General features: G+C 42.5%; 11 protein-coding genes and 1 other annotated feature. Of the genes, 3 read left to right on the top strand and 8 right to left on the bottom strand.

The features are described from left to right. Positions 1 to 22: 22 nt before the first annotated feature. On the bottom strand, positions 23 to 568 hold the full coding sequence (locus tag AAV98_RS06935) for a CvpA family protein (RefSeq protein WP_060664834.1): 546 nt from the start codon (positions 566 to 568) through the stop codon (positions 23 to 25). Between the two features lie 5 nt (positions 569 to 573). Beyond that, positions 574 to 843 (bottom strand): cell division protein ZapA, encoded by a 270-nt coding sequence (zapA, locus tag AAV98_RS06930; RefSeq protein WP_060664833.1) that lies wholly within the window; start codon positions 841 to 843, stop codon positions 574 to 576. A gap of 94 nt (positions 844 to 937) precedes the next feature. On the opposite strand from zapA, the gene rnhC reads away from it, so the two are divergent. Then, positions 938 to 1,882 (top strand): ribonuclease HIII, encoded by a 945-nt coding sequence (gene rnhC, locus AAV98_RS06925; protein ID WP_060664832.1) that lies wholly within the window; start codon positions 938 to 940, stop codon positions 1,880 to 1,882. A 1,588-nt stretch (positions 1,883 to 3,470) separates the two neighbouring features. Here the strand turns inward: rnhC and pheT are convergent. The 3 genes from pheT to AAV98_RS06910 all read right to left on the bottom strand — a co-directional run bounded on the left by pheT (position 3,471) and on the right by AAV98_RS06910 (position 8,178). After that, on the bottom strand, positions 3,471 to 5,885 hold the full coding sequence (gene pheT, locus AAV98_RS06920) for a phenylalanine--tRNA ligase subunit beta (RefSeq protein WP_060664831.1): 2,415 nt from the start codon (positions 5,883 to 5,885) through the stop codon (positions 3,471 to 3,473). Between the two features lie 14 nt (positions 5,886 to 5,899). Continuing rightward, the gene (gene pheS / locus AAV98_RS06915; RefSeq protein ID WP_060664830.1) at positions 5,900 to 6,934 is read right to left on the bottom strand and encodes a phenylalanine--tRNA ligase subunit alpha; all 1,035 of its coding nucleotides are present in this window, start codon (positions 6,932 to 6,934) and stop codon (positions 5,900 to 5,902) included. 144 nt (positions 6,935 to 7,078) lie between these two features. Further along, positions 7,079 to 7,323 (bottom strand) — a binding site (T-box leader). Between the two features lie 51 nt (positions 7,324 to 7,374). Next, the gene (locus AAV98_RS06910; protein WP_197284243.1) at positions 7,375 to 8,178 is read right to left on the bottom strand and encodes a TrmH family RNA methyltransferase; all 804 of its coding nucleotides are present in this window, start codon (positions 8,176 to 8,178) and stop codon (positions 7,375 to 7,377) included. Between the two features lie 72 nt (positions 8,179 to 8,250). On the opposite strand from AAV98_RS06910, the gene sspI reads away from it, so the two are divergent. Further along, positions 8,251 to 8,457 carry a small acid-soluble spore protein SspI gene (sspI, locus tag AAV98_RS06905; RefSeq protein WP_010195705.1) on the top strand — a complete coding sequence of 69 codons (207 nt, stop codon included), beginning with the start codon at positions 8,251 to 8,253 and terminating at the stop codon, positions 8,455 to 8,457. An 813-nt stretch (positions 8,458 to 9,270) separates the two neighbouring features. Here sspI and AAV98_RS06900 read toward each other — a convergent pair. Both AAV98_RS06900 and AAV98_RS06895 read right to left on the bottom strand, forming a co-directional pair. After that, positions 9,271 to 10,356, bottom strand: coding sequence for a M42 family metallopeptidase (locus AAV98_RS06900; RefSeq protein ID WP_060664829.1), 1,086 nt, complete (start codon positions 10,354 to 10,356; stop codon positions 9,271 to 9,273). A gap of 72 nt (positions 10,357 to 10,428) precedes the next feature. Next, positions 10,429 to 10,920 carry a dUTP diphosphatase gene (locus AAV98_RS06895; RefSeq protein ID WP_060664828.1) on the bottom strand — a complete coding sequence of 164 codons (492 nt, stop codon included), beginning with the start codon at positions 10,918 to 10,920 and terminating at the stop codon, positions 10,429 to 10,431. A gap of 111 nt (positions 10,921 to 11,031) precedes the next feature. Between AAV98_RS06895 and AAV98_RS06890 the strand changes: the two genes are divergently transcribed. Continuing rightward, a complete protein-coding gene (locus AAV98_RS06890) occupies positions 11,032 to 11,424 on the top strand; it encodes a hypothetical protein (RefSeq protein WP_060664827.1) in 393 nt (130 codons plus the stop codon). A 12-nt stretch (positions 11,425 to 11,436) separates the two neighbouring features. On the opposite strand, the gene AAV98_RS06885 is transcribed toward AAV98_RS06890, so the two are convergent. Then, positions 11,437 to 12,024, bottom strand: a complete 588-nt coding sequence (locus tag AAV98_RS06885) for a TVP38/TMEM64 family protein (protein ID WP_060664826.1) — start codon at positions 12,022 to 12,024, stop codon at positions 11,437 to 11,439. Positions 12,025 to 12,046 lie beyond the last annotated feature (22 nt).

Raw genomic sequence — 12,046 nt, 5'->3', positions numbered from 1 at the left:
AAGGCCTGTTTTACCATTTGAATTATTGCTTGCTTGCCGTATAACCTGACCATAGCTCTTGTAGCTTTTCTGAGAATATCGGTGTACTTTCTACAATTCCCTTTGCCATGGACGAATCACTGATTGAAGTCTGCACCATCTCAAGAGGAACCAATGCTCCTATGTATAAGAAAATAAACACAATCAAGTAAACTTCCACAAAGCCTAACACTGCCCCTGCCCAACTGTTCACCTGTTTCAAGATCGGTAGGTGAGAAAGGAAATCCAGCATAGACCCGATTATCTGCGCAGCAATCCTTGTTCCGAAGAAAAGAATCGCAAAAGCAACAGCCCTATAATAAGCCGTATCTAGACTTATCGTCTCAAAAAACATAGAAAACTCAGCATTGCCAAAACTCGGCATAGGCACCCAAAGTTTTAATTTCGGTGCTAAATCACCATAAAACATATATGCAACCACAAAGGCTGCTATAAAGCCGGAAAGATGGACAATCTGCATAATGAATCCCCTGCGGATTCCAACAATCAGTCCCATAATAAATAGAAAGATAATAATCAAGTCTAACATCGTACTCAACCCTTTTTCTTTAATTCTCTCTCAAGCATATCGTATTCATCTTTTAATTTGATATAATCATGTACAACATTCACCGCAGTAAGGACTGCCAGTTTACTGATGTCCAAGTTTGAATTTTTGCTATTGATTTCTCTCATTTTTTCATCGACAATGGAAGCAACAAGTCGTATGTGACTTATACTTTCCGTACCAACAATCGAGTATTGTTGTCCATATATGTCGACAGTTGTGCGAGTTTTATGCTCTGACAACGTGTATGCCCCCATTCATTAAAATCCTAATCTTTATAATACCACGAAACGTAGTAAAGTGGAAAAGAAACATGGAAAAATGTAAAATTTTGTAGTAGGAGTGAATTAATTGTCATATCAAGTCATCCAGGTATCTGGAACTATATTAAACAAAATAGAAAGTTTCTATAAGGAACATAAGATAAATAAGCTTCCTACTGGAGCTATTTTTGTTGCCAAATCGCCTACTTGTAATATTACAGCATACAAGTCTGGAAAAGTGTTGTTCCAAGGAAAAGGGGCGGAAGAGGAAGCGAACATTTGGAAGGGATTTGGGGCAACGGATGCACCAGCTAAAGCTAGCAAAAAAGCAACTACTGTTTCATCAGTGAAATCCTCCTTGCCTGCAGGGTTTGCTTCCCTTTCTGTCATCGGATCTGATGAAGTAGGGACAGGAGATTATTTTGGGCCGATTACTGTTTGTGCCGCATATGTAAAAAAGGAACACATGGATAAATTGAAAGAACTGGGAGTGCAGGATTCGAAGACATTAAATGATGAAAAGATTGTGAGGATAGCAAAAGCAATTTTGCCGCATGTTCCTTACAGCCTATTAGTTTTAAATAATGAAAAGTATAATGAACTGCAACAAAGTGGTATGTCCCAGGGGAAAATTAAGGCGTTATTACATAATAAAGCATTACAACATGTATTAGATAAAATTGCCCCAGAGAAACCTGATGCAATACTCATTGATCAGTTTGCTGAATCTGGGATTTACTATCGACATGTGGCGCAACAGAAGAAAATTGTTCGTGAAAATGTTTATTTTCATACCAAAGCAGAAGGCCTGCACCTTTCCGTGGCCGCGGCTTCCATTATCGCAAGGTACTCTTTCTTAAAAGAGATGGAAAAGCTGAGCGAGCTTGCGGGTATAACAATACCAAAAGGAGCAGGTTCAAAAGTGGATTCTGCAGCTGCAAGAGTGATTGAAAAACATGGAGAAGGCTTTTTGAACAAAGTGGCAAAAGTCCATTTTGCCAATACGCTGAAGGCAAAAAAACTGGTCAGATAACTTTACCAATCGATATTTCGTATACAGTTGGTTGTCTTATGCTATAATTTGAGTATACACATGATTGAAGAAGCCAAAGTGTTGGACGCACTTTGACTCTTGACAGTATAAGTTCCGCAGAAGCACGGCTACTGTGGAGTCGAACGTAATAAGTAACTCACCCGACTGCCTAACAGCGAATTAGAAGTCACGGGTGGGTTATTTTTTTGTCATTTCTTTTATTAACACGATTACTAGATTTACAAGCGCAAAGAGGAATAGTCCTGATGTGAGGAAAAGCTGCATCTCGCTCATACGGTCACCCCCGTTCTCCACAGGGATTCACCGCACCACCCGTTCCTATTATACTGTCTACTCTATTATACCATTCTATCTAAAAAACAGAACACGCGTTCTTATAAATCATTCGAAATACCTATTTTTAGTAAAAAAACGGGCAAAAACAGCTTGACCTAAGATTTTGAGTTTCAATAATAGCTAATCTACGTTGTTTTAGTCCGTAAATGGGGACCTTAAACCACCTCGGCTATTTATTGTCGCCTGTGGGTTCTCCACATTGTCGCTTCCTTGCTCTACGTTTTTGTTTTTCTAAAGGCGTTTTGGATGGAGAGGCACCTGCTCTGTTACCGTTTTTGCTTTTCTGCAGGAGTTTCGGGTTGTGAGACACCTCCTCTATTACCGTTTTTGTTTTTCTGGAGGAGTTTCGGGTGGAGAGACACTTGTTCTGTTACCGTTTTTGTTTTTCTGAAGGAGTTTCGGGCAGTGAGACACCTCCTCTGTTACCTTTTTTGTTTTTCTGGAGGAGTTTCGGGTGGAGAGACACCTTCTATGCTACCGTTTTTGTTTTTCTGGAGGAGTTTCGGGTGGAGAGACACCTTCTATGCTACCGTTTTTGTTTTTCTGGAGGAGTTTCGGGTGGAGAGACACCTCCTCTGTTACCTTTTTTGCTTTTCCGAAGGAGTTTCGGGCGGTGAGAACACGGCTCTATTACCGTTTTTGTTTTTAAGAAGAAGTTTCGGGCGGTGAGACACCTGCTCTGTTACCGATTTTTGCTTTTCCGAAGGAGTTTCGGGCGGTGAGAACCAGGCTCTATTACCGTTTTTGCTTTTCTGGAGGAGTTTCGGGCGGTGAGACACCTCCTCTGTTACCGTTTTTGTTTTTCCGGTGGAGTTTCGGGCGGTGAGACACCTCCTCTATTACCGTTTTTGTTTTTTCGGTGGAGTTTCGGGTGGAGAGACACCTGCTCTGTTACCGTTTTGGCTTTTCCGAAGGAGTTTCGGGCGGTGAGAACCAGGCTCTATTACCGTTTTTGCTTTTCTGGAGGAGTTTCGGGTGGAGAGACACCTGCTCTGTTACCGTTTTTGCTTTCCTGTAAGAGTTTCGGGCGGAGACTGTTAACTTTCCCGTAGTAGTCTTCGGCATTTGATCCGGAGTTAGATAGCACCATGCACAAATCCTACTGTTTTTCAGGTAACTTGATAAGAAAGCTTTTGTTAACCTCCTAGGTCAATGAAATCACTGTGTTGAATGTTTCATTACCCAAAAAAGGACAAAAAGGGATCCCACATGGAATCCCTTTTCTTTTATATTAGCTTCTTAGTACTGCGTTGAATTTTTCTTCGACTGCTTGAAGCACTTTTGTGTGAACTTTTGTTACTTCTTCGTCCGTTAGTGTGTGTTCTGGGTGGTAGTAACGTAATGCGAATGCGATTGACTTTTTGGTTGAGTCGATTTTGTCACCTTCGTACACGTCGAATACCTGTACTTCCTTCAGAAGGGTGCCGCCTGTTGTTTTGATGACTGCTTCCAACTCACCTGCTGGAGTTTCCTGATCCACCACAAGTGCGATATCACGGCTGATGGATGGGAAACGCGGGATTGCTTCGTATTGTATTTCTCCGATGCCTTCTCCCAGTAGTGCTGTTAAGGAAAGCTCAAACACATATGTTTCAGGGAGGTCCAGTTCATTTAATTTTTCTGGATGAAGCTGACCGATGAAACCAATGCTTTCTCCATTCAGTAAGATTTCTGCTGTACGTCCAGGGTGTAAACCGTCTTTCTCAGAACGTGCGTAAGTGATTGTTTCACTCACTCCAAGCATAGAGAACATGCCTTCCAAAATTCCCTTGGCTACAAAGAAATCAACTGCTTTTTTCTCCCCCTGCCATGGATGTTGCTGCCATAGACCTGTTAGTGCACCAGCAAGGCGTTCTTTTTCCTCAGGTAAAACATCTCCATCTTTTCCGATGAATACAGACCCAATTTCATATACTGCATTCGCTTGCAAGGAACGAGCGATATTATGTTGTAGCGCTTCTAGAAGATGCGGCACAAGGCTCAGACGCAATGTGCTTCTCTCTTCACTCATCGGCATCGCTAGGCGGATCGCTTTTCCATGTTCAAGGGCGAATTGCTTCGCGCGCTCATCGCTTGTCAGGGAGTACGTGATGTTTTGGATTAGACCAGCACCCTCCAGATAACGGCGAACTTTACGACGCTTCGCTTGATATGGAGTCAATACGCCAGGTGTTGCAGCACTTACAGGCAGTGTAGTTGGAATATTGTCATATCCGTAAAGACGTGCCACTTCCTCAACGAGATCCTCTTCAATCGTGATATCCCCACGACGAGTTGGAACAGTAACTGTAAAGCTGCCGTTGTCTTCAGATACCTCAAATTGCAGCTTCGTGAAAATATCTTTCACTTCCGCAGCAGTGATGGAAGTTCCAAGCACGCTATTAATTTTTTCGACAGTAGTGGTGACCACAGCAGGTTCTATTTTCAGAGTGTTTACTTCCACGGAACCACCGACCACTTCACCGCCAGCGTATTCTGCCATTAGTGCAACAGCTCTCTCTGCTGCTTCACGTGTACGGTTCGGATCGATTCCTTTTTCATAGCGGGCACTTGCTTCACTGCGCAGACCGTGATCTTTTGATGCTTTACGTACAGTCACTCCATTGAAGTATGCGGACTCAAGCAGGATAGTCGTTGTATCTGATTGAACCTCTGAATCCGCTCCACCCATTACACCGGCAAGCGCGACAGGCTCTGTTCCGTTTGTGATAACAAGGTGATCTTCTGTTAACGTACGCTCTGCATCGTCAAGGGTTGTGATTTTCTCATCCTTGCGAGCACGGCGAACAAGAATTTCCTTGCTGCCAAGACGATCATAATCGAACGCATGCAATGGCTGACCATATTCTAATAAAATGTAGTTGGTGATGTCGACCACATTGTTGTGTGGGCGGATTCCTGCTGCCATCAGGCGACCTTGCATCCAAAGCGGTGAAGGACCGATTTTCACATTTTTCACTACTTTAGCGACATATAACGGGTTGTCTTCTGAAGCGTCCACATTTACTGAAATATAGTCGGAAGCTTCTTCACTGTTTGCTTCATATTCAGTAGATGGCCATTTTACTTCACGTCCAAGGATGGCGCCGACTTCATATGCCACACCCAGCATGCTTAATGCATCTGAGCGGTTTGGTGTAAGCCCTAGTTCCATCACTTTGTCATTTCGGTTTAAATATTCTAATGCATCAGTACCAACTTCCACATCATTTGGGAATACAAAGATCCCTTCCGAGAATTCTTTTGCCACAAGCTTAGAACCAATCCCCAACTCTTGCAAGGAACAGATCATTCCGTTAGACTCTTCGCCGCGAAGCTTGGCACGCTTTATCTTAAAATTACCAGGAAGCACTGCCCCTACGGTTGCCACTGCTACTTTCTGGCCTTTGTCTACATTTTTGGCACCACAGACAATTTGTACAGTTTCACCGTTTCCAAGATCAACTTGGCATTTATTCAACTTATCCGCGTCTGGATGCTGTTCCTTTTCCAAGACATGACCAACTACGACACCTTTGATCCCGTCGTTCAGCATTTCCACGCCTTCTACTTCAATCCCGCTTCTTGTAATTTTCTCCGCCAAGTCCTCAGCAGAAATATCATCTATATTTACGTAATCTTTTAACCAATTGTAAGATACTAACATGGTTTCCCCTCCTCTTAAACTCGATTGAATTGCTTCACGAAACGTTGATCGTTTGTGTAGAAATGGCGGATATCGTCAATGCCGTAACGAAGCATCGCAATACGCTCAGGTCCCATTCCAAAAGCAAATCCTTGATATTTTTTCGGATCATAACCAGACATTTCAAGGACACGTGGATGAACCATACCAGCTCCAAGAATTTCAATCCATCCAGTTCCTTTACACATGCTGCAGCCTTTGCCTCCACATTTCGCACATGTTACGTCAATCTCAACAGACGGCTCTGTGAAAGGGAAGAAGCTAGGACGCAGACGGATTTCTCGGTCTTCGCCGAACATCTTTTTCGCAAACGTTTCAAGCGTTCCCTTAAGGTCGCTCATGCTGATGTTCTCGTCAATCACAAGTCCTTCAATTTGGGTGAATTGGTGGGAGTGAGTCGCATCATCATCATCACGGCGATACACTTTACCAGGACAGATAATTTTAATAGGTCCCTTTTCCTTGTTCGCTTCCATCGTTCTTGCTTGAACAGGGGAAGTTTGTGTTCTTAAAAGTACTTCATCTGTAATATAGAAAGAATCCTGCATATCTCGGGCAGGGTGATCCTTCGGCAAGTTTAATGCTTCAAAGTTGTAGTAGTCCGTTTCGACTTCCGGTCCTTCTGTAATTGTATAGCCCATTCCAAGGAACAGGTCTTCGATCTCTTCGATAACTTTTGTTAATGGGTGCGGATTTCCTGTTGGTGCCGGACGGCCAGGTAACGTTACATCAATTGTTTCAGATGAAAGCTTTTTCGCTACTTCTGCCTTCTCAAGTTCAGCCTGCTTTGCTTCAATTTTCTCAGACACATTTCCACGAACGACGTTAGCCAGCGCTCCCATTTTTGGACGCTCTTCTGCTGAAAGCTTACCCATTCCTTTTAAAATTTCCGTGATAGGACCTTTTTTTCCTAGGTACGCCACACGGACTTCATTTAGTGCTTTTAAGTCTTGTGCTTGTTCTACTTGCTCAATAGCAAGTGTTTCTAATTCCTTCAATCGTTGTTCCACATCTATTCCTCCTTGGTTCAATTTTGAGTAAGGTTGTAAATTTCCAGTTGTTGATTGGAGCACAGGGCGAAAGCGAAGCCCAGTGCGGAAATCAACAGTGGGGTTAAACAGTGCCTAAAAATAAACAAAAAAACTCGCCCCTCAAAAAGGGACGAGATATTCGCGGTACCACCCTAGTTAACAAAGACAAAATTACTCTTTGTTCGCTCTGTTCCAGATAACGGCTATCTAACCGGTCCACCTTTACAGCATCGCTTAAGCCTGCTGGTCTAAGTGTCACTCAAGAGGTGAAATATTCACTCTTTCTTCCTTTAAGATGCTTTCAGTCTGCGGCACCTTTTCCCTGATAAGGTCTGAAATGAGTTACTTGCCTCTCTCATTGCTTTGCTCAGTATGTAACTATTTTTATATTATATTGAAAACATGTGGCAGATGCAACTCTATCCACGTAAATAATACATTAAAATTCCCGCTGCGACCCCGACATTCAAGGATTCACTTTGTCCATGGATAGGGATAAAAAGGTTCTTGTTTGTCATATTGAGATGTTCTTGGGCCATTCCTTTTCCTTCATTGCCAAGAATCAGCGCGAAAGATTGGGATGGTTGTACTTGTTGGAACGGCAATCCATTTTGCAGGGAAGTTCCGTAAACAGGTGTGTTGAGCTCTTTACATTGTTGTATATAGCTTTTGAGATCTCCTCTTGCTATCGGCAGGTGAAAAATCGACCCTTGCGTAGAACGTATAACTTTGGAGCTGTATAGATCAGCGCATCCTTCTCCTAAAATCACCATGTCCATTCCGGCAGCGTCCGCTGTTCTTATCATAGTGCCCACATTTCCCGGGTCTTGAACATTATCGAGCAAAAGAATTTTTTGATTAGGTTGGATAGTGTGTGTGTGTTGTGCCGGAATTCTGCAAATCGCTGCGACTCCTTGTGGTGTTTCCGTTTCACTAATTTCTTTTAACACATTGGGAGTCGCATATATTAGTTCCACATGATTAAGATTCCACTCATTCGGAACGGTGCGATCTTCTGAAATGATGATTTCTTCCACAAGGTTCTCCACTTTCAAGGCCTCTTCAACCAGATGAAATCCTTCAATGATAAAAGTTCCAGATTGTTCACGTTCTTTCTTTTTCTGCAGCTTTTTCCACTGTTTCACTTTATTATTCTTGATGGATTCTATATGTTTCAATACTGTTTCTCCTTTTTCGCTACTCAATACTGCTATTATACGCATTTTGTGCACATAATTAAACCACCTATTGGACATGCTAGGTGTTGATACTATTTTCCCTACGAGGTGATAAGGATGAATTTGAATTTACGTCATGCGATCCGTCAGAATGTGGAAGGAAATTCTCAAGACCAGCTTAGAGAGACAATCTTAGATGCCATCAATAAAGGCGAAGAAAAAATGCTTCCAGGTTTAGGCGTATTGTTTGAAGTGATTTGGGAGAATTCTTCTGAGCAGGACAAAGCTGAAATGCTCTCAACTTTAGAGGATGGATTGAAATAGTATTGGATTAAGACAGCTCCTTTGAGGAGCTGTTTTTTATTTTGTAAGCTGTTTTGCTCCTATTTTTTCTAGTGGTTTGAGAGACGTCTTCTCTGCTACCGTTCCCCTTCATTTTCTCTTCAAATGGGCGGAGAGACTCCTTCTCTACTACCGTTCCGATCCAATTTTTCTTCTAACGGGCGGAGAGACGTCTTCTCTGCTACCGTTCCGATCCAATTTTTCTTCTAACGGGCGGAGAGACGCCTTCTGTGCTTCCTTTCCGCTTCATTTTTTCTTCAAACGGGCAGAGAGACACCTTCTCTACTTCCTTTCCGCTTCATTTTTTCTTCAAACGGGCGGAGAGACACCTTCTCTACTACCGTTCCGCTCCATTTTTCCTTCTAACGGGCGGAGAGACGCCTTCTCTACTACCGTTCCGCTCCAATTTTTCTTCTAACGGGCGGAGAGACACCTTCTCTACTACCGTTCCGCTCCATTTTTCCTTCTAACGGTCGGAGAGACGCCTTCTCTACTTCCTTTCCGCACCCATTTTTCTTCGAACGAGCGGAGAGACGCCTTCTCTACTTCCTTTCCGCTTCATTTTTTCTTCAAACGGGCGGAGAGACACCTTCTCTACTACCGTTCAACTCCATTTTCCCTTCAATCGGGCAAAGAGACGCCTCCTCTACACCCATTCCGCTCCATTCTCTCTCCAAACGGGCATTGAGGACCTCTCTTCCACCTAACAGAGGTCTTCATTCTCCTTCTCAGTGCCTTAACAAGAAAAGCCGCCCACAAAACGTGAGCGGCAGGGCATATCAAACAAAAAAACGATCAATCAAACGTCAATCTGCTTACTGTATCAGCATCTAACTTCTTAATAACTTCCGCGATCAACTTCACCGCATTCTCATAGTCGTCTCGGTGCAACATTGCTGCGTGAGAGTGGATGTAGCGTGTTGCGATTGTGATGGAAAGAGCAGGTACACCACGAGCTGTCAGGTGGATGGCACCGGAATCTGTTCCGCCTCCTGCAACAGAGTCGAATTGATATGGAATTTCCATTTCGTCAGCTACACCTGTTACAAAGTCACGTAATCCCTTGTGGGAGACCATAGATGCATCATATAGAATGATTTGCGGGCCTTTCCCCATTTTGCTTAGAGCTTCTTTTTCGGTAACCCCAGGAGTATCTCCAGCGATTCCTACGTCCACACCGAATCCGATGTCGGGTTGGATCAGGTTTGCGGAAGTTTTCGCACCACGCAATCCCACTTCCTCTTGAACTGTACCTACTCCGTACACTACGTTTGGATGATCGGCGTCTTTTAACTGCTTCATCACGTCAATGGCGATGGCACAACCGATACGGTTATCCCAAGCTTTTGCCAGAAGCATTTTTTCGTTGTTCATGACCGTGAATTCAAAGTAAGGAACAACCTGGTCGCCAGGGCGTACTCCCCATTCTTGTGCTTCTTCACGGCTGGATGCACCGATGTCGATGAACATGTCCTTAATGTCTACCGGCTTTTTGCGTGCTTCAGGAGGCAGTATATGCGGTGGTTTAGAACCGATTACCCCTGTTACGTCACCTTTAGAAGTTACGATAGTTACGCGTTGTGCCAGCATAACTTGGGACCACCAGCCGCCGACTGTTTGGAAGCGAAGAAATCCGCGGTCATCAATATGTGTAATCATGAAGCCCACTTCGTCCAAGTGACCAGCAACCATTACTTTTGGTCCGTCTGCTTTCCCTACTTTTTTAGCAATTAAGCTTCCCAGTCCGTCTGTGAATACTTCATCAGCGAATGGTGTTATGTATTTTTTCATTACGTCGCGTGGTTCTTTTTCATTGCCGGGAATACCCTTGGCATCTGTTAGATCTTTTAACATTGTTAATGTTTCATCTAGCTTTGTCATGTATTTCGACCCCCTTAATAAATATCAATCCAACAATTATTATACAGAAAACTCTTACTAATGTAAAAAGGATTAGTAGCCTTGCTGTTGCCTTTCATGATTGATCTGATTTTTTTCCAAGTAAGCCTGCTCCACTTCGGCCCATTCAAAGCCAAGCATTTCACCTAATTGTGTATAGGAATCCAGTAATAAAAAGTAATTTTCTTCGAACAGATTGTCTTTAAAAGTAGAAACCAGCTGATAAACTCTGTTAAATTGCTCAGTTAGCGAGGCTGCTTCTTCCGCAAGTCCTCTAGAAGTTTCCGAACCGTCATATCCAAACGTAAGCCCAAGGGATAAGATAAAATGCACTCCGTCCACATATTCTTCTAGTATTACTGCGCGTTCAGCAGGAGGCTTCACGCTCCAAAATTTAAAGCAACGAGTTTCATTGGCCAATTCACCTAACTCTACAAGCAAAGCCAATATCTTCTCATCAACCAAATCTTCTTTTTTTAACTCATGTTGTAATTCAATTTTTGCATCCAACTCACGTTGCATGTCATATAGACGTTGTAAATTCAAAAAAATCCCCTTCTTTTTAAAAGTTTGATAAAAAATGAAACCTTTTCATACCTAAACACGTATATAAGGTATTTTATAATAAAACTGTATTTTTGCGAAGGAGTAGCAAATATGTTTATGATTCTCATTCGTCTTGCTTTACTTGCACTTTTTGCTTTTATTATTTATTCCATTTTTAAGTACCTCTTGAATCCTAAAAGGAAGCTTGAGATTGCGCATGAACAGAAGAACTTCTATCTTCTTGATCAAAAGAGCAATGTAAGGAAGAATTTTCTCCTGACCTACAAAGGAGTCATGTTTGAAGGGGAAAAATATTTGGGGACTACAGACAGAGCGTTTGAGGTCATCTCCATTTTCATCTGGCCAAAGAATCCTGAAAAGTTGCAAGGGTTGAAAAAGCATGACTTTGAATTTATTCAAAAAGAGGTTCGAAAGCAATATCCAGATGCTTTGATTGATTGGAAAAGTCCCATTAAAGAGTTTTTAAAAGATGAAAGAGGATAACGCTGTTATGCGTTATCCTCTTTTATATTGCTTTTCTTTATGAAAGAATTGTTCCCATTTCATCACGACGACTTTTTGTCTCATTACAAGCATCAGGATCAAGAGCCCCACAAGCACTGCAACCATAGCAGTTGGGGAAAATTCCGTAATAAATTGTCCAAAGACGGTATAGATAATTGCGAGAGGAATATTAGTCAGGAGAGAAGCTTTTGCATAGTTTGAGAAGGTTTTTGTCGTTTCAATCAAGCAAAGAGAGAGTAAGTGGAAGTGGATGAAGGGAACAAGACGCATGACAGTGATCTGTCCAACCGAAAAGTTTGCATGGTTGCCAAACAGCCTTTCTTTCATTTTTAAGATCTTCCCAAATATGCCGGGAAGCTGTTGATATAAAAAGTAGAAAAATAAGCTGGATAACGTTAAGCCTGCGACAGAATAAATGCTGCCGATTATTCCACCAAAGAGGGCTCCTCCTGCAATGCAGATGATAACCACCGGAATAAATAAAACTTGTCTTAATATATGAAAAAGAATAAAACCAAGAGAAGCCAGCCACCAGTGACTTTCAATAACGACAAAGAGTACGTTCATTTTTTCGTCCATTTTGGCTTGCCTCCTAGTTTTT

The organism is Bacillus sp. CHD6a (genome assembly GCF_001293645.1).
Lineage (GTDB): Bacteria > Bacillota > Bacilli > Bacillales > Bacillaceae_I > Sutcliffiella_A.
This window is presented reverse-complemented; position numbering and strand designations above follow the sequence as displayed.

What these genes read in the sequence shown, in the direction of transcription:
- AAV98_RS06900 (WP_060664829.1), bottom strand. Translation starts at nt 10,356, where the DNA reads ATGACAAAGCTAGATGAAACATTAACAATGTTAAAAGATCTAACAGAT.
- sspI (WP_010195705.1), top strand. Translation starts at nt 8,251, where the DNA reads ATGAATTTGAATTTACGTCATGCGATCCGTCAGAATGTGGAAGGAAAT.
- pheT (WP_060664831.1), bottom strand. Translation starts at nt 5,885, where the DNA reads ATGTTAGTATCTTACAATTGGTTAAAAGATTACGTAAATATAGATGAT.
- AAV98_RS06935 (WP_060664834.1), bottom strand. Translation starts at nt 568, where the DNA reads ATGTTAGACTTGATTATTATCTTTCTATTTATTATGGGACTGATTGTT.
- zapA (WP_060664833.1), bottom strand. Translation starts at nt 843, where the DNA reads ATGGGGGCATACACGTTGTCAGAGCATAAAACTCGCACAACTGTCGAC.
- AAV98_RS06910 (WP_197284243.1), bottom strand. Translation starts at nt 8,178, where the DNA reads ATGCGTATAATAGCAGTATTGAGTAGCGAAAAAGGAGAAACAGTATTG.
- AAV98_RS06885 (WP_060664826.1), bottom strand. Translation starts at nt 12,024, where the DNA reads ATGGACGAAAAAATGAACGTACTCTTTGTCGTTATTGAAAGTCACTGG.
- AAV98_RS06890 (WP_060664827.1), top strand. Translation starts at nt 11,032, where the DNA reads ATGTTTATGATTCTCATTCGTCTTGCTTTACTTGCACTTTTTGCTTTT.